The organism is Flavobacterium foetidum (assembly GCF_004634245.1).
GTDB classification, from domain to species: domain Bacteria; phylum Bacteroidota; class Bacteroidia; order Flavobacteriales; family Flavobacteriaceae; genus Flavobacterium; species Flavobacterium foetidum.
This window is the reverse complement of record NZ_SJTF01000004.1, coordinates 295,969-317,091: the sequence shown is the minus strand read 5'-3', so window position 1 is coordinate 317,091 and position 21,123 is coordinate 295,969. Positions and strand designations below refer to the sequence as shown.

General features: G+C 34.1%; 20 protein-coding genes. 10 read left to right on the top strand and 10 right to left on the bottom strand.

The genetic code is table 11. The features are described 5' to 3' along the window. Positions 1–25: 25 nt before the first annotated feature. Genes E0W73_RS07960 through E0W73_RS07945 form a run of 4 tightly spaced genes read right to left on the bottom strand, consistent with a single transcriptional unit; the run spans position 26 to position 2,319 of the window. Positions 26–298, bottom strand: coding sequence for a Txe/YoeB family addiction module toxin (locus tag E0W73_RS07960; RefSeq protein WP_135221552.1), 273 nt, complete (start codon positions 296–298; stop codon positions 26–28). After that, the gene (locus E0W73_RS07955; RefSeq protein ID WP_135221551.1) at positions 289–486 is read right to left on the bottom strand and encodes a DUF2683 family protein; all 198 of its coding nucleotides are present in this window, start codon (positions 484–486) and stop codon (positions 289–291) included. The genes E0W73_RS07960 and E0W73_RS07955 overlap by 10 nt, the downstream gene beginning before the upstream one ends. Positions 487–503: 17 nt before the next feature. Continuing rightward, positions 504–1,952, bottom strand: coding sequence for a Fe-S cluster assembly protein SufB (gene sufB, locus E0W73_RS07950; RefSeq protein WP_008466071.1), 1,449 nt, complete (start codon positions 1,950–1,952; stop codon positions 504–506). A gap of 37 nt (positions 1,953–1,989) precedes the next feature. After that, positions 1,990–2,319, bottom strand: coding sequence for a HesB/IscA family protein (locus E0W73_RS07945; protein WP_135221550.1), 330 nt, complete (start codon positions 2,317–2,319; stop codon positions 1,990–1,992). 529 nt (positions 2,320–2,848) lie between these two features. Between E0W73_RS07945 and E0W73_RS07940 the strand changes: the two genes are divergently transcribed. The 3 genes from E0W73_RS07940 to E0W73_RS07930 all read left to right on the top strand — a co-directional run bounded on the left by E0W73_RS07940 (position 2,849) and on the right by E0W73_RS07930 (position 7,420). Next, a complete protein-coding gene (locus tag E0W73_RS07940; RefSeq protein ID WP_135221549.1) occupies positions 2,849–3,706 on the top strand; it encodes an MBL fold metallo-hydrolase in 858 nt (285 codons plus the stop codon). A 135-nt stretch (positions 3,707–3,841) separates the two neighbouring features. Then, the gene (locus E0W73_RS07935; protein WP_135221548.1) at positions 3,842–5,476 is read left to right on the top strand and encodes a S8 family peptidase; all 1,635 of its coding nucleotides are present in this window, start codon (positions 3,842–3,844) and stop codon (positions 5,474–5,476) included. Positions 5,477–5,539: 63 nt separating this feature from the next. After that, positions 5,540–7,420: a M1 family metallopeptidase gene (locus E0W73_RS07930; protein WP_135221547.1), complete on the top strand. Its 1,881-nt coding sequence runs from the start codon at positions 5,540–5,542 to the stop codon at positions 7,418–7,420. 438 nt (positions 7,421–7,858) lie between these two features. Here E0W73_RS07930 and E0W73_RS07925 read toward each other — a convergent pair whose 3' ends face one another. Continuing rightward, the gene (locus tag E0W73_RS07925; RefSeq protein WP_135221546.1) at positions 7,859–8,797 is read right to left on the bottom strand and encodes an L-threonine 3-dehydrogenase; all 939 of its coding nucleotides are present in this window, start codon (positions 8,795–8,797) and stop codon (positions 7,859–7,861) included. A gap of 289 nt (positions 8,798–9,086) precedes the next feature. Between E0W73_RS07925 and E0W73_RS07920 the strand changes: the two genes are divergently transcribed. The 4 genes from E0W73_RS07920 to E0W73_RS07905 all read left to right on the top strand — a co-directional run bounded on the left by E0W73_RS07920 (position 9,087) and on the right by E0W73_RS07905 (position 14,671). Beyond that, positions 9,087–9,695, top strand: a complete 609-nt coding sequence (locus E0W73_RS07920; protein ID WP_135221545.1) for a hypothetical protein — start codon at positions 9,087–9,089, stop codon at positions 9,693–9,695. Further along, positions 9,688–13,053, top strand: coding sequence for a transcription-repair coupling factor (gene mfd / locus E0W73_RS07915; protein ID WP_135221544.1), 3,366 nt, complete (start codon positions 9,688–9,690; stop codon positions 13,051–13,053). The genes E0W73_RS07920 and mfd overlap by 8 nt, the downstream gene beginning before the upstream one ends. Before the next feature lie 16 nt (positions 13,054–13,069). Continuing rightward, a complete protein-coding gene (locus tag E0W73_RS07910; protein ID WP_135221543.1) occupies positions 13,070–13,948 on the top strand; it encodes a hypothetical protein in 879 nt (292 codons plus the stop codon). Between the two features lie 168 nt (positions 13,949–14,116). Beyond that, positions 14,117–14,671 carry a DUF5683 domain-containing protein gene (locus E0W73_RS07905; RefSeq protein ID WP_135221542.1) on the top strand — a complete coding sequence of 185 codons (555 nt, stop codon included), beginning with the start codon at positions 14,117–14,119 and terminating at the stop codon, positions 14,669–14,671. A gap of 474 nt (positions 14,672–15,145) precedes the next feature. Here the strand turns inward: E0W73_RS07905 and E0W73_RS07900 are convergent, their stop codons facing one another. The 3 genes from E0W73_RS07900 to E0W73_RS07890 all read right to left on the bottom strand — a co-directional run bounded on the left by E0W73_RS07900 (position 15,146) and on the right by E0W73_RS07890 (position 17,333). Beyond that, positions 15,146–15,802, bottom strand: coding sequence for a hypothetical protein (locus E0W73_RS07900; RefSeq protein ID WP_008466087.1), 657 nt, complete (start codon positions 15,800–15,802; stop codon positions 15,146–15,148). A 118-nt stretch (positions 15,803–15,920) separates the two neighbouring features. Further along, a complete protein-coding gene (locus E0W73_RS07895; protein WP_135221541.1) occupies positions 15,921–16,292 on the bottom strand; it encodes a YraN family protein in 372 nt (123 codons plus the stop codon). 141 nt (positions 16,293–16,433) lie between these two features. Then, the gene (locus E0W73_RS07890) at positions 16,434–17,333 is read right to left on the bottom strand and encodes a S66 peptidase family protein (protein WP_135221540.1); all 900 of its coding nucleotides are present in this window, start codon (positions 17,331–17,333) and stop codon (positions 16,434–16,436) included. A 212-nt stretch (positions 17,334–17,545) separates the two neighbouring features. On the opposite strand from E0W73_RS07890, the gene E0W73_RS07885 reads away from it, so the two are divergent. From E0W73_RS07885 to E0W73_RS07875, 3 genes are all read left to right on the top strand, one after another. After that, positions 17,546–18,646: an endonuclease/exonuclease/phosphatase family protein gene (locus E0W73_RS07885; RefSeq protein ID WP_135221539.1), complete on the top strand. Its 1,101-nt coding sequence runs from the start codon at positions 17,546–17,548 to the stop codon at positions 18,644–18,646. A gap of 117 nt (positions 18,647–18,763) precedes the next feature. Beyond that, a complete protein-coding gene (locus tag E0W73_RS07880) occupies positions 18,764–19,303 on the top strand; it encodes a 3-hydroxyanthranilate 3,4-dioxygenase (RefSeq protein WP_135221538.1) in 540 nt (179 codons plus the stop codon). Between the two features lie 134 nt (positions 19,304–19,437). Further along, a complete protein-coding gene (locus E0W73_RS07875; protein WP_135221537.1) occupies positions 19,438–19,749 on the top strand; it encodes a hypothetical protein in 312 nt (103 codons plus the stop codon). 2 nt (positions 19,750–19,751) lie between these two features. On the opposite strand, the gene E0W73_RS07870 is transcribed toward E0W73_RS07875, so the two are convergent. Next, complete coding sequence (locus E0W73_RS07870; protein WP_135221536.1) at positions 19,752–20,045, bottom strand: type II toxin-antitoxin system RelE/ParE family toxin; 294 nt, start codon at positions 20,043–20,045, stop codon at positions 19,752–19,754. Between the two features lie 54 nt (positions 20,046–20,099). Then, positions 20,100–21,056: an MBL fold metallo-hydrolase gene (locus tag E0W73_RS07865; protein WP_135221535.1), complete on the bottom strand. Its 957-nt coding sequence runs from the start codon at positions 21,054–21,056 to the stop codon at positions 20,100–20,102. Positions 21,057–21,123: the final 67 nt, after the last annotated feature.

Sequence of the window (21,123 nt, the reverse complement as noted above, 5' to 3'; positions counted from 1 at the left end):
TCAAGATTGCTATTTTTTATTTTTTTTATTCGTAATGTCCTTTTAAAGAGAGAATCTCCAATATTTCGATAGTTCCTTCGTCAGTAACTCGGTATATTATTCTGTGTTCTCTATTTATTCTTCTAGACCATTTTCCTGAAAGTTCATATTTTAATGGTTCTGGTTTTCCTATGCCTTCGAAAGGATGAAGTAAAATATCTGCAATTAAAGCTGTAATTTTATTCATGACTGCTTTATTCCCAGATTTTTTCCAATATTCTCTGTCTTTTAGAGCTTTTTCAGAATAAATTACTTCCACAAATCTTCCAAGTCTATTTTAACTCCTTTACCATCTTTTATGCTTTGCTCAGCATCTAGAATCTCTTTTACAAATTCAGGATTATATGGTTTTTCATTTTCTTCAACAATTTCAAAACCAAGAGATTTTGCCAGTGATTGAAAAACCGGAAAATCTTTCTTCTTTACATTTTTTAAGATGATGTCCATAATTCCTTAATTTTTTATTAACCTACAGATCCTTCTAAAGAAATCTCTAATAATTTTTGAGCTTCAACCGCAAATTCCATTGGAAGTTTGTTCAAGACATCTTTACTGAAACCGTTTACAATTAAGGCAATCGCTTTTTCAGTCGGGATACCTCTTTGGTTGCAATAGAAAACCTGATCTTCTCCAATTTTACTTGTAGTGGCTTCGTGCTCGATTTTTGCTGTTGGATTTTTACTTTCGATATAAGGGAAAGTATGCGCACCACAATTGTTACCCATTAATAACGAGTCACATTGAGAAAAGTTTCTTGCATTTTCTGCTCTTGGCGAAATTTGCACTAAACCACGGTAGCTGTTTTGTGATTTTCCAGCCGAAATACCTTTAGAAATAATAGTCGATTTAGTGTTTTTTCCTAAATGGATCATTTTAGTTCCAGTATCCGCTTGTTGGAAATTATTGGTAACAGCAATAGAATAAAATTCTCCTACTGAATTATCTCCTTTTAATACGCAAGAAGGATATTTCCAAGTTACAGCAGAACCTGTTTCAACTTGTGTCCATGAAATTTTAGCGTTTGTTTCGCATAAACCTCTTTTGGTTACAAAGTTGTAAACCCCGCCTTTTCCTTCTTTATTTCCAGGGAACCAGTTTTGAACCGTAGAATATTTAATTTCAGCATCGTCTAAAGCGATTAATTCAACCACAGCAGCGTGTAATTGGTTTTCGTCACGACTTGGAGCTGTACAGCCTTCAAGATAAGAAACGTAGCTTCCTTCATCAGCAATAACTAGAGTTCTTTCAAATTGTCCAGTTCCTGCTTGATTGATTCTGAAATACGTTGAAAGTTCCATCGGACATTTTACACCTTTTGGAATATAACAGAAACTTCCGTCAGAGAAAACTGCTGAGTTCAATGCTGCGTAGAAGTTGTCTTTTTGAGGTACAACAGTTCCTAAATATTTTTTTACTAATTCTGGATGTTCTTTGATTGCTTCAGAAATCGGGCAGAAAATAATTCCTTTTTCAGCCAAAGTTTTCTTGAAAGTTGTTGCTACCGAAACAGAATCGACCACAATATCCATAGCGATATTGTTCATCTTTTTTTGTTCGTCGATAGAAATTCCTAATTTTTTGTACATCTCTAATAATTCTGGATCAACATCATCCAAAGTTTTATTAGGATCTACTTGTTTTGGAGCTGAATAGTAAGAAATCGCCTGAAAGTCTGGTTTTTCATAACTTACGTTTGCCCATTCTGGCTCAATCATTTCTTTCCAAGCACGGAAAGCCTCGATGCGCCATTCGGTCATCCATTCTGGTTCTTCTTTTTTAAGAGAAATGGCTCTAACAATTTCTTCGTTTAAGCCAATAGGGAAAGTTTCAGATTCTATATTGGTATAAAATCCGTACTCATATTCTTTAGTTTCCAGTTCGATTTTTAAATCGTCTTCGGTGTATTTACTCATTTTTAATTTTTATCTAGAAAAATGTTTTCAGCTTTAATTATAGCGAAAATGATTCTCCGCATCCACAAGTTCTGCTTGCATTCGGATTATTGAAAACAAATCCTTTTCCGTTTAATCCGCCAGAGAATTCTAATATAGTCCCTGCTAAATATAGAAATGATTTTTTTTCAACAGCAATAGATATCTCGTTGTCTACAAATATTTTATCATCATCGTTTTTGGTCTTATCAAATTTTAATTCATATGACAAACCAGAGCATCCGCCGCTTTTAACACCAACTCTTACATAGTCGTGCGCAGCATCAAAACCGTCGTCTTTCATTAAGTCGATGATTTTCTTTTTGGCAGTATCAGAAACTTTTATCATTGTTCTTAGTTGTTTGTTTTTAATAAGCAATTTTTCTTCTGTAATGAATTTAGTACAGATTTAAAACGCTAATATTCAATGTTAAATCAAAATTGTCTGCAAAGATACGACTTAAAAACCTTTTTCCATAACGCTTCACATTATTATAACAAATGTTAAAATAGATATTAGTTATTTTAACCCGTTGGGTGAAATAGAATTAGATAGCTCATTCAGAATTAAAATCTAATTTATCTAATAAAATCCTTTAATCCTGATAGCTATCGAGAGCGTGAAAATTCTTTTGTTTGTAAATTTTTCACGCAGATTCAAAACAGATTTAGACATATTTATATCAAAGCTGACTTAATAGAATTGAAAAAAAAATTTCACCCAATGGATTATTTTTAATAAAAAGTACGCAATTTATCCTCTCGAGATTATTTGATAGTTTAAGCCATCTCATGGTTGCTATTTTTAACTTTTTGAACAGATTTTAGCATAAAGAAATTGTATTTCCTAGCTTTGTTTTTCTAATAAAATTGAACTTATGAAACTCTACCCAATAGAATCAGGAAATTTTAAGTTAGACGGTGGCGCAATGTTTGGCGTGGTTCCCAAAACAGTTTGGAACAAAACTAATCCGGCCGATGCCAATAATCTAATCGACATTGCGGCAAGATGTCTTTTAATCGAAGATGGAAATCGTTTGATTTTGATTGATACCGGAATGGGAGATAAGCAATCTGAAAAATTCTTTGGCTATTATTCGCTTTGGGGATCACATTCGCTAGATAAATCTTTGGCGAAATATGGTTTTGATCGAAATGATATTACAGATGTTTTTATGACGCATCTTCATTTTGATCATTGCGGTGGAAGCGTGCAATGGAATGCCAATAAAACAGGATATGAACCCGCTTTTAAAAACGCAAAATTCTGGACAAACGAAAACCATTGGGAATGGGCCACAAAACCCAACGCTAGAGAAAAAGCTTCTTTCTTGTCTGAAAATATTCTGCCAATGCAGGAAAGCGGACAGCTCAATTTTGTTACAAGACCAGAAACTGATTTTGGATTCTCAAAAGAATTGAATTTTGATATTTATTACGTTGACGGTCATACCGAAAAACAAATGATTCCGTACATTAAATATCAGGATAAAACTATTGTTTTTTGTGCCGATTTATTAGCAACAGCCGGACACATTCCGCTGCCGTATGTTATGGGATATGATACAAGACCATTGCTTACCATGCCTGAAAAGTCAAAATTCCTTAATCTAGCTGCAGATCAAAATCATTATTTGTTTTTGGAACACGATGCACATAACCAGATTATAACGGTGGAGCATACTGAAAAAGGGGTGAGGCTAAAAGAGGTTTTTACGTGTGACGAAATTCTTTAAATTGATTTGTGATTTTTCTTTAAAAAATTGAAAAAAAGCTTCATAATTTCATAACACAGTGTTAATGGTTAGTTTTTTGTAACAAAAAAGTATAATTTAGACCCTTGATTTAACTTCTTATAAAAATAAACATACATGAGCCACATAAAACCTTTTAAATTATCTGCTTTTGCTTTATTAGTTTTAGCAGGTTGCAGCGCCACTGTTCAAGCGCAGGTTTCTACATCTAAAGAATTTATAAAAGCACCTTTAGAGATTGTAAAAAAAGCTCCAGTTTCAGAAAATGAACTAAAGAGATGGAGTCATCTGGATTTAATCAAAGATTCTATTCCGGGAATGAGTGTTGATAAAGCTTATGCCGAATTATTACAGGGTAAAACGGGAGTAAAAGTAATTGTCGGAATTGTAGATTCTGGTGTAGATATCGAACACGAAGATTTAAAAGGAATGATTTGGACTAATCCTAAAGAAATTCCAGGCAACGGAATCGACGATGATAAAAACGGTTTTATTGATGATGTGAACGGATGGAATTTTCTTGGCAATTCAGTACACGAAAATCTTGAAATGACCCGCATCGTTAAAAAAGGCGATGACGGTTCTGCACAATATAAAGAAGCTTTGGCGCAATATACAGAGAAATATGAGAAAGCTCTAAAAGACAAAGAGCAGGTAGATTTCTTATTGGATGTTCACAGCACTATCAAAAAAGCATTAAATAAAACTACTTACAAAGTTGAAGATCTAAGCGCGATTACTTCTGCCGATGCAAAGGTGTTACAAAGCAAGAGAATAATGACTCAGATTTTTACCAACGCAGGCCCGACATTTGATCCGGAAGCTGATTTTGGAGAATACAAAGAACAAGTTTACGATCAATTAAACTATAACTTAAACAAAGAGTTCGACGGAAGAAAAGTCGTAGGCGATAATCCAGACGACATTAAAAATAACCGTTATGGCAATAATGTTGTTTTTGGCCCAGACAAGGAAAAAGCGCTTCACGGAACACACGTTGCCGGAATTATTGCTCAGATTAGAGGTAATAATCTAGGTGGAGACGGAGTAGCAAACAACGTTGAAATCTTGACCGTTAGAGCAGTGCCAGATGGCGACGAATATGATAAAGATATCGCTTTGGCAATTCGTTATGCTGTAGATAACGGTGCAAAAATAATCAACGGAAGTTTCGGTAAAAGCTTTTCGCCGCACAAAGATTGGGTTTATGACGCTATAAAATATGCAGCTAAAAAAGATGTTTTAATTGTACATGCTGCAGGAAACGATGGATATAATATTGACGAAACCAAAAACATCAATTATCCGAACGATTCTAAAGATAACGTAAAAGAGTTTTCGGACAACGTAATAACAATTGGCGCAATCAATAAAGAATATGGAAAGAATGTTGTAGCATCATTTTCTAATTTCGGAAAAATAAATGTAGACGTTTTTGCTCCAGGTGAAGAAATTTACGCAACTGTTCCGAACAATAAATACAAATATCTGCAAGGAACTTCTATGGCATCTCCAAATGCTGCTGGAGTTGCGGCTTTAATCCGTTCGTATTATCCAAAATTAAAAGCTGCTCAAGTTAAAAAGATTTTAATGGAATCAGGTGTGGCGCTCCCTTCTCAAGTAGTTTTAGGAGAAAATCCAAATCCAGATCAGGAACCGGTTGCGGTATCATCTGCAGAATCTTCAAAAACAGCAAAAATGGTAAATGCTTACAATGCTTTACTAATGGCAGAAAAAATGTCTAAGAAATAAAAAGAATACACTATTAATCCGATGGAAGAGTGAATGCTCTTCCATTTTTATTATTTACTAATCATGCGAAAAATTATTTTACTTTCATTTTTGAGTTTAGGTCTAAGCTCGACATTTGCGCAAAATGCCCCATATTGGCAGCAGCATGCCGATTATAAAATGGAGGTTTCGATGGATGTTAAAAACTATCAGTACAAGGGAAAACAAGAATTGGTTTATACCAATAATTCTCCTGACACTTTAAAAAAAGTATTTTATCATTTATACCTAAATGCTTTTCAGCCTGGAAGCGAAATGGATGCGAGACTTCATTTTATCAAAGATCCTGACGGAAGAATGGTAAATAAGGTAAAAACCGCTGATGGTAAAGAAGTAAAACAAAGCCGTATTGAAACTTTAAAACCAAATGAAATTGGGTTTTTAAAAGTTACAAATTTCAAACAAGATGGAGTTGCGGCGCAAACAAGAGTTTCAGGAACTATTTTAGAAGTTACCTTGGCGAAACCAATTTTGCCAAATTCAAAAAGTACGTTTACTTTGGATTTTGACGGACAGGTTCCGGTTCAGGTTCGTCGTACCGGAAGAAATAACTCTGAAGGCGTTGAACTTTCGATGTCGCAGTGGTATCCAAAATTGGCTGAATTTGATTTTGAAGGATGGCATGCAGACCCATACATTGCGAGAGAATTTCACGGTGTTTGGGGTAATTTTGACGTAAAAATTACAATCGACAAAGAATACACAATTGGGGGTTCAGGATATCTTCAGGATAAAAATGCAATCGGACATGGTTACGAAGACGAGGGCGTGACAGTCACATATCCAAAGAAAACAAAAACATTAACATGGCATTTTATTGCGCCAAATGTTCACGATTTTACTTGGGCTGCTGATAAAGAATATACTCATGATATTGTAAAAGGACCAAACGATGTCGATCTGCATTTCTTCTACAAAAACAATCCAAAAACTACGGCAAACTGGAAACAGTTAGAGCCTTTAATGGTTAAAGTAATGGACTATTACAACCAAAGAGTTGGTGCTTATCCGTACAAACAATATTCATTTATTCAAGGAGGAGACGGCGGAATGGAGTATGCTATGTGTACGCTTATGCTAGGAAACGGAACTCTCGAAGGAATTCTGGGAACAGCAACACACGAGTTAGGACACTCTTGGTTCCAGCATATTTTGGCATCAAACGAATCAAAACACCCTTGGATGGATGAAGGTTTTACAACTTACATCGAAGACAGTGCTTTGAATGAATTGAAAGGAGACAAAAAAGAGGCTAACCCATTTAAAGGAAATTATGCCGCTTATTACAGTTTGGTAAATTCTGGAAAAGAACAGCCGCAAACTACTCACGGAGATCGTTATGACGAAAACCGTCCGTACAGCATTTCTTCTTATATTAAAGGAAGTTTGTTCTTGTCTCAGTTAGAATACGTAATCGGAAAAGAAAATCTTGATGCTACCTTAAAAAGATATTATAATGATTTCAAATTCAAGCATCCAACTCCAAATGACATCAAAAGATCTGCAGAAAGAGTTTCTGGTGCTGAGTTAGACTGGTACTTAACAGACTGGGCTCAAACAACCAATACTATCGATTACGGAATAAAAGATGTGGCCGATAATTCTGGAAAAACAACTGTGACTTTAGAAAGAATCGGGAGAATGCCAATGCCTATCGACTTAAAAGTAGATTATACAGATGGGACTTCTGAAACATTCTACATTCCGTTAAGAATGATGAATTTCATCAAACCGAATCCAAATCCAAACGAAAAAAGAACAGTTTTGGCTGATTGGGCTTGGGCGCAGCAAAACTACAGTTTGACGATTGACAAAAACAAAACGGCAATCAAAAAAATCACTATCGATTCAAGCGGATTAATGGCTGATGTAAAACAAGGAAATAATGTTTTTGAAGTGAAGTAATTCTTCTTCAAATTAGTAATAAAAAAATCTCGTCTAGAAATTCTAAACGAGATTTTTTTTTTTAGAGCATCACAAAAGGCATTTTTAATAAACAGGATTTCCCGCTCTCGGCTATATCTCGCTGTTGCCCGACCTCGGGCCAGCAAGGATACCGCCTCCATCGGGGCTAGATACAAACAATGGGCTTCTTTTAAAGATTTAATTTAGCACTGTCCAAAGATTCTCTCATTTTTGTCATTTCGACCGAAGGGAGAAATCGCACTAGAAACTCGACAAAGATTAGCGATTCTCTTTGTGGATTCACGAGTGTGATTTGCTTTGCCAGTTCGCTATCGCTCGAGTCTCCCTTCGGTCGAAATGACAAAACAATAAAAAACCTCCAGCTTTAGCTGGAGGCAATATTTTATAATGATATTAAAATCCTTACTGAACAAGATTTCAACCCAAATGCTCAATCATATCTTTTGTCATTGATTCCAAATCAAATTTATGATTCCATCCCCAATCTTCTCTGGCAGCAGAATCATCGATACTTGCCGGCCAGCTGTCCGCAATTTTCTGACGGAAATCTGGATTGTACGTAATCTCAAATTCTGGAATATGTTTTTTGATTTCGGCGGCAATTTCAGTTGGCGTAAAACTCATTGCGGCTAAATTGTACGATGAATGAATCTTAATCTGCTCCGCTGGAGCTTTCATGATGTTGATGGTTGCATCGATTGCATCATCCATATACATCATTGGCATTTTGGTTTCTGAAGATAAAAAGCATTCGTATTTTTTATCTGCAATCGCTTTGTAGAAAATATCAACAGCATAATCTGTAGTGCCGCCCCCTGGAGGAGTAGACCAGCTGATTAAGCCAGGATAACGAATACTGCGCACATCAACACCGTAGATATTATGATAGTATTCGCACCATCTTTCGCCTGATTGTTTACTGATTCCGTAAACCGTTGAAGGTTCCATTATGGTATATTGAGGCGTGTTTTCTTTTGGAGTTGTAGGTCCGAAAACTGCAATACTTGATGGCCAGAAAATTTTCTGTATTTTTTTAGCTTTAGCCAAATTTAAAACATGAAAAAGCGAATTCATATTTAAGTCCCAAGCAAAAGCAGGATTCTTTTCTGCTGTAGCCGACAAAAGTGCAGCCATCAAATACACATCGGTAATTTGATGAATTTCTACCAAATGTTCAATCTGATTAAAATCTAAAGCGTTGACCACTTCAAACGGACCTGAATTAACAACATCAGTATTTAATTTACGGATATCAGAAGCGATAACATTTTCGGTTCCGTATAATTTGCGCAACTTTTGCGTCAGTTCTGTACCAATCTGACCGCATGCGCCAATGATCAATATTTTTGGATTCATTTTTTGTTATTTTTTGCAGACACAAATATAACGTTTTCGCAATAACATCTGTTTTTTACAATCATAAATTATTAATTCAACAATAAAAAACTTTGTTCGTTACAAAATTCTTGACAGAAGGCTTTCGTTAAGAATAGGATGCTATATTTTTGTTTTTATGAGAAGATAAAAAAGAAATCTTGTAAATGGGCAGGAAAAGACAAATGTAAACTTGTAGGAGTTGCAGTAAAAAAACAGAGTTTACAATTGTAAAATTTACTTCGTAACTTTGCAGTCTAATGTTTTACAAATGAATCATAAAATATCTCTTTTCGCACTTTTATTTTTTGTGTTGATTTCCTGTCAGAATGAAAATGAGAAACGCAAAGCTGAGAATGCCAAGGAAGCTAAAAAGAAAGAAGTTATTTTTAATAATATCAGTAAAAACTGGATTTTTATTGACGAGCCTATTAATGAGATTTCAGAATCAAAAATAAACTCATGGAAAGAGTGGCGCGAATTTCTTCAGGAATTGGGATATAAACCGAAAAAAACAATAGGTGCTTTTCAGAAAAAATCGGCAGTGATTTCAAAAAAAGCAATGGCCTTAAACAATAATATTCCGCCTGAATTTAATCAACCGCACATCAAAAGCCGTATTTCAATTTTAATTACCAAAATTCGAATGCTGGATTTGTTTATTCATTTAAATAAAATTCCAGACGATAAAGTGGTTTTTTTGGTTGGAGAAATCAATAAAGAATTGATTTCTTTAGAAAGGCAGATGGATAAGGTTATTGAAAGAAGCAAGATTCCGAAAGAAGAAGGAGAAGCAGATTTTTTAAAAATGTTAGACACGGCGCGTGCGATTCCGAATTCTGCTCCGCCATTAGATCAAAATATTCCTAAAATTGAGTAAAAACGCCTTATATACCACATACGATAATCTGCCAAAAGCACAGCAGATTGCCACAAGTTTACTGGAAGGGAATCAGGTAAAAATGAACATCAGCGGATTATTAGGATCTGCTGTTTCGTTTATTATACGTTCCGTTTTCAGGAAAACCGAACTGCCTTTTTTGATTGTTTTAGACAACAAAGAAGAAGCCGCTTATTACCTAAACGATTTAGAGCAAATGATTGGAGAACAAGATGTTTTGTTTTACCCTGCATCATTTCGCCGCCCTTATCAAATAGATGAGACTGATAATGCAAATGTTCTACTTCGTGCTGAGGTTTTAAATAGAATCAATTCTCGAAAAAAGCTAGCGGTAATTGTTACCTATCCGGAAGCGCTTTTTGAAAAGGTAGTTACTCGTAGGGAATTAGACAAAAACACCTTAAAAGTAGCCTTAAATGATAAGATTTCGATTGATTTTATCAATGAAGTTTTGTTCGAATACGAATTCAAAAGAGTAGATTTTATCACAGAACCTGGAGAATTTTCAGTTCGTGGTGGAATTGTAGACGTGTTCTCTTTCTCAAACGATCATCCGTATCGAATTGAGTTTTTCGGAAACGAAGTCGACAGCATCAGAACTTTTGATGTAGAGACACAATTGTCTGTAGAAACGCATAAAAAAATCACGATTATCCCGAATGTCGAAAACAAGCTTTTTCAGGAAAACCGTGAAAGTTTCTTAGATTACATTGCGGAGAAAACAGTTCTTTTCATTCAAAATACAGAAGGCCTTTTTAGTCAGTTAGACAAACAATTTGCAAGAGCAGAAGAAGCTTTTGAGAAACTTTCGAAAGAAATAAAACACGCCACGCCAGAGCAATTGTTTTTAAATCAAGCTTCATTTATAAAACGAGCTTTAGATTTTTCGGTTGTAGAGTTGACCTCGAGACCGGTTTTTAAAACCACTAAAAAATTCGAATTTCATATTCAGCCTCAGCCGTCATTCAACAAACAATTTGATTTATTGCTGAATAATCTGAGCGATAATCATTTTAACGGATATGTTAATTATCTGTTTTGTTCGAATGAAACTCAGGCAAAACGTTTTCATGATATTTTTGAAAGCTTAGACGAAGCCAATTCAGAGAACATCAGAAAACATTATCACACGATTGTGCTTCCTTTGTATCAGGGCTTTATTGATGAAGAAAACCAAATAACGGCTTATACCAATCATCAGATTTTTGAGCGTTATCATAAATTCAACATCAAAAACGGCTATTCTAAAAAGCAAAATATCACTTTAAAAGAATTAACCGCACTTTCTGTCGGTGATTATGTCACGCACATTGATCACGGAATCGGGAAGTTTGGCGGATTGCAGAAAATTCAAGTAGAAGGAAAAACGCAGGAAGCCATAAAATTAGTTTATGCCGATAATGATATTGTGTATGTAAGCATTCATTCGCTTCATAAAATCTCAAAATACAACGGAAAAGACGGAACGCCTCCCAAAATCTATAAATTAGGGTCGAATGCTTGGAAGGTTTTAAAACAGAAAACCAAAGCGCGCGTCAAACATATTGCGTTCAACTTGATTCAGCTTTATGCGAAACGCCGTTTAGAAAAAGGTTTTCAGTTTGCGCCAGACAGTTATCTTCAAAACGAATTAGAAAGTTCGTTTATTTACGAAGATACGCCAGACCAAATGAAATCGACGGCAGAAGTAAAAGCCGATATGGAGAGTGACCGCCCTATGGATCGATTGGTTTGTGGTGATGTTGGTTTCGGAAAAACCGAAGTGGCGATTCGTGCTGCTTTTAAGGCGGTTGATAATAGTAAACAAGTTGCGGTTTTGGTTCCAACAACGATTTTGGCGTATCAGCATTACAGAACCTTCTCAGAGCGTTTAAAAGACATGCCAGTTTCCATTGGTTATTTGAATAGATTTAGAACTGCAAAACAAAAAGCACAGACTTTAAAAGATTTAGCCGAAGGAAAACTAGATATTGTAATTGGAACGCATCAATTGGTAAACAAAAATGTGGTTTTTAAAGATCTCGGTTTATTGATTGTCGATGAGGAACAGAAATTCGGCGTAAACGTAAAAGATAAACTGAAGACTATCGCTGCCAATGTCGATACGCTGACATTAACCGCAACGCCGATTCCGAGAACGCTTCAGTTTTCGTTGATGGCGGCGCGAGATTTATCGGTAATTACAACGCCTCCTCCAAATCGTTATCCGATTGAAACGAATGTCGTTGGTTTTAATGAAGAAATTATCCGCGATGCGATTTCGTATGAAATTCAAAGAAACGGACAAGTTTTCTTTATCAATAACCGAATCGAAAATATAAAAGAAGTGGCGGGAATGATTCAGCGTTTGGTTCCAAATGCAAGAGTCGGAATTGGTCACGGGCAAATGGATGGCGCAAAACTCGAAGAATTGATGTTGGGTTTCATGAACGGAGATTTTGATGTTTTGGTGGCAACCACAATCATCGAAAGCGGATTGGATGTTCCAAATGCGAATACAATTTTCATCAATAATGCTAACAATTTCGGCTTATCAGACTTGCATCAAATGCGAGGTCGAGTAGGGCGAAGCAACAAAAAAGCATTCTGCTATTTTATCTGTCCGCCGTATTCGTCAATGACCGAAGATGCTAGAAAACGTATTCAGGCTTTGGAACAGTTTAGTGAATTGGGAAGCGGTTTCAACATTGCCATGAAAGATTTGGAAATTCGCGGTGCCGGAGATTTATTAGGAGGAGAACAAAGTGGTTTCATTAATGAGATTGGTTTTGATACCTACCAAAAAATCATGAACGAAGCGATTGAAGAATTAAAGGAAAACGAATTTAAGGATTTGTATCCTGAGGAAAACGACATTGATACAAAGGAATATGTAAAAGACATTCAAATAGATGCCGATTTTGAGCTTTTATTTCCAGATGAATATATCAATAACGTTTCGGAGCGTTTGGTCTTGTACAACGAATTAGGAGCCATAAAAGACGAAGCCGATTTACAAGAATTCGAGAAAAAACTAATTGACCGTTTTGGTCCATTGCCAAAACAAGCTGTTGCCTTATTAAACAGCATCAGAATAAAATGGATTGCCACAAGAGTCGGTATCGAGAAATTGGTCTTGAAACAAGGCAAAATGATTGGCTATTTCGTATCAGACCAACAATCTGATTATTATCAATCTTCTAAGTTTAGAAACGTCTTGAATTTTGTTCAAAAGCATGCAACACTCTGCAAAATGAAAGAAAAACAAACCGTAAACGGCTTACGTTTGTTGTTGACTTTTGAAAATGTAAAGTCTATAAAACGGGCTTTGGAGTTGATGGAATTGTTTGAGGAGTAAAATTTTAATTATTTATATGAAAGCAAAAAATATATTACTTTATATACTAATAATAAGTGCGGTTCTAGGCTGCAGTTCTGATAATTCTAATGATTCATATGGTAAGGATTTTAATAAGAATTTATTAAAGTCTGTTACAGTTGAAAAAGGAGGTTATGAAGAGCTTTACAAATTTGAAAATGGATTTTTAACAGAAATAACGTATCAATCGGCAGATGGTGAAAATCAAAATTACAAATATGAGTATGATGCAGAAGGAAAAGTGATAAAGCAAAAATACAAATCAGCAACGTATTCTCAATCTAATTTATATGAATATGATAGTCAAAAACGGCTGATTAAGACTACTGTTGAAGGATCTGATGATTATACGACATTGGAATATACTAAGAATAAGGTAATAGTGACACACTATCAAGTACTATTCCTTGATAAGCCACATACTTATGTTACTGAACTTAACACAGATGATACAGGAAGAATTTTAAAAACGATTGCTGTTAAGGGTTTTACAGACGAGAATGGTGAAGAAAACTATTCTACGACTGAATTTGTTTATGATACAAGAGGGAATATAATAAAAAGAATATCAAGTAATAGAACTAATTATATTGATATTGAGGAAAATGAATATGATGATAAAAATAATCCATATTATTACAGCTTTAAAAAACTAAATCAAAGTTTGTATTATGTAATTTATAATACCCTTAGTTCACCTGCAATTTATTATTCTCCAAATAATAGAACAGCAATAAAATATCATGGAAAAACTTATGTAAAAGATAAAATGCTTTATAATTCAGAAAATTTTCCTATAAAAAAGACCCATTATATTTATGAGGACGGAGTAAATCTTAACTCAGAAGATGAAATAATTTTGGATTATTACTAGTAAGATATTTTCTAATTTTCTAATTAATGATTAAGGATTGCAACAAATTATTTTTAAATAATTCGTGAATTCTTGGCTAAAAAAATTAAGTTTTATTTACCTTTTATTTAGGAAAAACCTTAGAACTAAAAAGTTTTCTTTGAATCAAAATTTTCAAAGCCAACATTTATGCAAAATCAATTTCTTGTTCTTTTTTTACTTTTTGGATTTACTTCTATTTTTGCCCAAGGTACAGACAAAATCATTTCAAACGATTCTTTAAAATCTGAAACTATTGATCCGCTTCGACCCGCAAAAGCGGCCTTTTATTCTGCAGTTCTACCCGGTTTGGGTCAGATTTACAATAAAAAATATTGGAAACTTCCTTTGGTTTACGGTGCAATTGGTGTAAGTACTTATTTGTATATAGACAATCAGAAGAGTTATAGAATGTACAGAAATGAATATAAAAATAGACTTGAAGGAAAGGTAAGCGATTCGCCAAGCCTTGCTAGATTAGACGAAAACAGGCTAATTAGAGCGCAAAAAGGATTTCAGCGCAACCGAGATTTATCAGCACTTTTTATGGTTGGTTTTTACGTCTTAAATATTATCGACGCCAATATTGATGCGGCTTTATCGCAGTTTAATGTCAACGAGAATTTGGCTTTTAAGCCTAGTTTCAGTCGTAATGACATCACTCTAAAAAATGAAGTCGGCGTAACGCTCACTTACTCATTTTAATTACTCAAAAGTATTACTCTCTTTTTTGTTTAAAGTCTTTTGTTTCAATATAAAGCAAAAAAAATCACTCCGCGGAGTGATTTTTGGCATTATAGTGGTTTTTGGTTAGATGATTTTCATCGTAAGTTAAAAAGAGGCCTCAGAATAAATTCTAAGGAATATATTGTAATATTGATTTGCTAGATTGTTTCACAAATATATAAAAATATTATTCGTAACAAATCATATGTAAAAAAACTTAATTCGTATTTTTTGTTAGTTTTTTGTATGAAACAGGCAAAAAACGCCGAAAGACCACTTTTTACAGGTATGTGTCATATGAACGCATTTGATAAAAAAATAAAATTTGATTATGTAAATACGGAAAAATATTCCTGTTATTTCATTTGTCTTTTAAAGTATGCGAGCATCTAAAAAATAAAAAATCCTTTTACCGACAGATAAAAGGATTTATGAATTATTATTTAAGATTATTTAGTTTTTAAGATCTTTAATCACTTTAAAAGCAACGTCTACCTGATCTTCTCCAACTAATATAGTAAATTCATTAGAAGTAGAAATTACCTCATTGATGATAATTCCTTCCCAAGCCAAACGTTGGAAGATAAAATAATAAATTCCAGGAACTACGATATTTTCTTTTGGCAGTTTTACAGTAATCGAAGCCAAATTATCTAATTTCTGAATTAATTTCTCTCTCATAAAGTGTTTTTCAACTAAATGATTCACACTGCTGCTGACAACGATATTGGTTTCGTTAACACCACGAGATGAGGTATAAAAAATATCAGATAAAGCATTAATGTCAGAAATTAAATCGGCCTGTTTGTTTAAAACCGTTTCAGAAGCGGCAAAAGTGTAATCGGTAAGCTCAGAACGAACCGTGATTTCTCCGATATTCTTGATTACTTTGTTGATTTTATGGTTCAATTTAAAATCCAGTTCTTCCGTAAGTCGTTTCAAAGACATTACAACAGCTCCTTGTTTTACTTCTTTCCCAAACTCACTTTCTAGTTCGGTCATAATATTTCGCGAAAGTGAAGTCAGGTTAATAATTCCGAGCGAAAGGGCGTTCAGTAGAAATGGTTTTGTTTTAATGTAGTTTTCTACAATAGAAGACACAGTTTTCATAATTCTTTTTTTTTTTTTGTAATTCGGTTGGTTGTTAATTTAACATTGCGATGTTATAAATCTCTGCAAATATAAATAAAAAAACAATTTGTTACAATTATAACAATAAAAAATTATGTTAAAAGTGATAAAATGCGTCGGTAAGATGTTCAATTGCAAATGATTCCCCGTTTTTATGGATTGCAACGATGTCAAAACGGATTTCTAAATCTTCTTCAAAATCCTTTTCCCTATCGTTTATGTAGGCATTTACTGCTTTTACCAGTTGTTGTATCTTTTTGGGCTTTACAAAATCTTGTGGCAAACCGAAATCTAAACTTGATCTGGTTTTTACTTCAACAATGGCAATAACATTATCTTTTTTGGCAATAATATCTATTTCGGCTTTTTGTGAAGTAAAGTTTCTTTCCAAAATTTCATATTCATTTTCTTCAAGATAAGATGCGGCTAAATCTTCACCTAATTTTCCGAGTTCGTTATGTTCTGCCATGGTTATGTTTTTGTTTCAGGTTTCAATTTTGCATGATATAGCGAATAAAAAAGCAAAGCCACAGAGTGATTTACACTGTGTGACTTTGCGCCTTTACGTGATTTATGTGGTATTTTTGGAAATTCCTTAGATAGGAAATATTTATTTTTGGAAAATAACGGTACTTCCAGAAGCATTTACATCAATAGAAATTGTGCTTCCCATTATCAAAGCCCTGTTATCTTGAATATGTCCTGCAGGGAAATTGAATATTACTGGTATAGTATACTTTTTAGTTACGTCGTCGATAATTTCTAAGGCGTTTTTGCCCCAAGGAACTTCGTTGTCTTTCATCTTGGTCATACCGCCTATAATAATTCCTTTTAGGTTTTCTATACAGCCGTTACGTCTCAGATTCATCATCATGCGGTCGATGTGATATAGATATTCATCTAGATCTTCAATAAATAAGATTTTATCTTTACAGTCGATTGCCGATGGAGAGCCTAATAAGCTATATAAAATAGAAAGATTGCCGCCTACAATTTCTCCAGTCCCTTTTCCAAATCGGTTCATATTGTGTGCTGGAATTGAGTAAGAAACAGGTTCGCCAAACAAACTCGATTTCATTGAACTGATTGCAGCAGGTGTAGCGCGCGGAATTGTAACGGGCATCACACCGTGTATCGATTTGTATCCCATTGTGTTTAAATGATTATGCAGAACTGTGACATCGCTAAAGCCGATTATCCATTTTGGATGTTGTTTGAATTTGGTAAAATCTAATAAGTCCAGCATTCTGACAGTTCCGTAACCGCCTCTCACGCACCAGATAGCTTTTATGTTCGGATTGTCAAGTTGTTTCTGAAAATCTGCCGCTCTTTGTTCATCTGTTCCGGCCAGTTGATGATAATCTAACCCGATGGTACTTCCAACGACGGCTTCTAGTCCCCAGCTTTTCAGTAAATCTATTGTAGGTTTTAGATTGTCGTCGATGTTTTTTCTGGCTGTTGCTACAAGGGCAACTGTATCTCCTTTTTGTAAATAATGTGGTGTTATCATGTTTTGTTGTGATTGACAGGTGAACGATTGAAAAGCAAAAATAAGAAATGCGATTGTAAAGTGTTTTTTGAAGAAAGAGTTTTTCATTATCATTAGTGTATTGCTTTTCATTTTGAATGATAAACAAATATAAAAAAATTAGAAGTTAAAATTATTTGAATTTTCTTACAATTAAATAAAATGCTTAATATTGGACTTTAAAAAGTAAATTTATGAAGTTTTTTAAAATTAGTTTTTACATCCTTATCTTCTGTTCGTTTCAGATTTTTTCGCAATCCAAAAAATACAAAATTCACACCATTGCATTTTATAATTTAGAAAATCTCTATGATACCAATAACGATGCCTTTACAAATGATGATGAGTGGACACCAAACGGCGCACAAAATTGGACAAATGAAAAGTACCATCAAAAACTTAAAAATCTATCCAGAGTAATTTCTGAAATAGGAACACCAGAAAATTCGAATGCGCCCATTTTGTTAGGCTGCGCCGAAGTAGAAAACAGGGGAGTCTTAGAAGATTTAATCAAAGAACCGAAACTGCAGCAATTTGATTACGGAATTATTCATTTTGATTCACCCGACAAACGAGGAATTGACGTTGCGTTGCTTTATCAAAAAAAATATTTTCGCCCGACTTCCTTTTCTAATATTCCATTACTTGTTTATAAAAGGAAACTCCCAAAGAAAGAAGAGCAAGTAGAAGTTGAAGATGATGAGCTTGAAGTTAAGAAAGAAAACAACAATCGTGTTTTTACAAGAGATCAGCTTTTGGTTTCGGGGTTTTTAGAAAATGAAGAAATGTATATTATTGTCAATCATTGGCCGTCTCGATCAGGAGGTGAAAAAGCGACAACTTTGTTTCGAGAAGCGGCAGGGAAATTAAACCGAAAAATTATCGATTCGCTACAGCGCATTAACCCGAATGCAAAAGTAATGACAATGGGAGATTTTAATGACGGGCCAATCAATAACAGCATTAAGGTTGCTTTGGGAGCAAAAGGCAAAAAAGAAGAAATGAAAGAATTTGATGTTTTCAATCCGTTTGAAGAACTTATGAACAAGGGAATGGGAACTATTGCCTTTCGAGATTCTTGGAATGTTTTTGATCAAATTATAATGACCGAATCCTTGACCAAATCAGACTTTACCACTTTTAATTTTTGGAAAGCAGGAATTTACAAGGCTCCATACTTTATTCAATCCTCGGGGCAATACAAAGGTTACCCGCTCCGAAATACATTGTCAGAAGCTGGTTTCAGCGACCATTTTCCTGTTTACATTTATTTGATAAAAGAATTTGGATCGTAGATACGCACTGTAGCACTTCTATTTTTTTATCGAAATGGAATTAGAAACCTTAAGACGCACTGCAATGCGTCTTTGCAAATTCACTACCTTAGCTTTTCAAAATTTAGAATTAAAAAAATGGCTATAGCAAAACCTTTTAACCTCACCAAATGGATTGACGAAAACCGTCATTTACTAAAACCGCCTGTTGGAAATAAAAACCTATATATAGATTCTGGAGATTACATTGTAATGATTGTGGCGGGCCCAAATGCGAGAAAAGATTATCATTATAACGAAACCGAAGAGCTTTTTTATCAATTAGAAGGCAGTATAAAAGTGGTAATTCAGGAAGATGGTGAGCGAAAGGAAATGGAATTAAACGCAGGCGATATGTACTTGCATCCAGCAAAAGTGCCACATTCTCCCGTTCGTTCTGCAGGTTCTATAGGTTTGGTAATAGAGCGTAAACGTGCTGGGCAAGGTTTTACCGATGGTTTGCTTTGGCACTGTGACAATTGCAATCACAAACTTTATGAAGTGTATTTTGAACTGCATAATATCGAGAAAGATTTCTTACCTCATTTTGAGCATTTTTACAATTCAGAAGAATTGAGAACCTGCGATAAATGTGGAACAGTTATGGAAACAGATCCGAGATTTGTGGCAAAGAAATAAATTGAATTTAATTTTAGATATCAAACCCGATAGGTTTTAAAACCTGTCGGGTTTATTTTTTTACGCTCAATATGAATTTTGCAATCATTTTTGATGTATTTTTGTATTATAAATAATCTATAATTATATCAAAAATGATACAAGAGATAATCGCATATAAAAATATTGTCGATAATATAGAAAGTTTAATGAACAAATCACCTTTTAAAAAAAGCTATATTATTGAGCAAGTCGGTATTCCAAGTCCAACATTCTATCGTAAATTAAAGACTCAGACTTTTTCTGCAGATGAAATGCTTTCAATCGCTAAAATTCTTTCTCCAGAAGAAAATTTCAGATTAGAATTAAAACAAGAAATCGAACAGGGCAAACGTGATTTCGAAAATGGAGATTTTATTACTCATGAGGAAATGCTTGCAGAATTGAGAAGTAAAAATCTTATTTAGATTTATAAATCATAAGAGTTCAAAGGAGGTTGTTGGCGATTATTCCAAAAAGCAATCAGTTTTATTTGATTTTCTTTTATTTCATAATACAAAGTGATATGTTTTGAGATTACTATTTCTCGGCATTCTAAATCATCCCTATATTTTCCTATTTGAGGATTTTTTTCTAATAATTTATTTACTCTTAATACATCAAGAATAAATTTTTCTGCTATTAATGGTGACCAGTATAATTCTAGATAATTTCGAATAGAGTAAAAGTTATACTTTGCTTTTTTTGACCAAACAATTTTCATTTTTCAAAAAATTTAGTCAGCTAAAATATAAAAAATAACTTACAAAATTAAATTCTACAACTCAAACTTCTTGCCTTGTTCAGGATAAATAAGCTTCAATCCTAAATCGTTTTGGGCTTTTAACTGCTCTTTAATTTTGGCAATATTTTTTGCAGGAGGTTTTAAATGTGTAATAATGATTTTAAAATTCTCTAAAGATCCTTTTCCAGCCATTTCTTCCAAAATATGAAGTTCTTTCATTAAATAATTTGGGGTTAAATGCCCAAACAGAAATTTATCTGGCTGTTCGTTAGGAAACGAAACTTCAATAAAAATGCCTTTCAATTTTTTGGCTTTTACCAACGGAGCTATAGTTTTCCATAAGTCGCGAAGATTATTGCTTTTTTCTACTTCGTCTGGACCTGTGTCGCCTAAATATAAAACGTATTCATTATTGCTTTTAACTAAAAAAGCAGTGCTTTCAAATGGATTGACGTGGCTTAACGGAAAAGCCTTAACCGTCATTTTAGTATTTGAAATTGAAGTTTCTTCACCAATATTTAGAGTTTGAAAGTGATATTTTTTTAGTGGAAAACCAGGACCTTTATCTCCAAAATTTGCCCACGTCTCATCATTAAAATAATGATTTTCCATCATTTCCATGCATTTCTCTGTTGCATAAACGGTTTTAGAAGAATCAGCAGGAGAATTGATGATCAAACCCGAAACATGATCCAGATGTGCATGTGAGATCAAATAACCTTTTATATATTTTTTTAAAACTTCGCTTGTCGAAACTTTAAAAGTTTTCTTTTCGATCGCTTTTTCAATTCCGGCATTTATAGTTCCGGCATCGAGACAGATATAATCGTTTGTGTTAATCGGAGCAAGCAAATAAGCCGAAAGGTTTTTTTCGTCAATTCCGCCTTTTATTCCTAAAGGAACTACCTGAAAAGAGGATTTTTCTTTTTGAGAAAAAACATTCGATGAAATTAAAAGAAAACAAAGAAAAAAACGGCTGAAATTATTCATAATCTAAAAAATTGGTGTTGCAAATTTCATCAATAAAATAGAAACAAAGCACTCTATTATGGAAAAA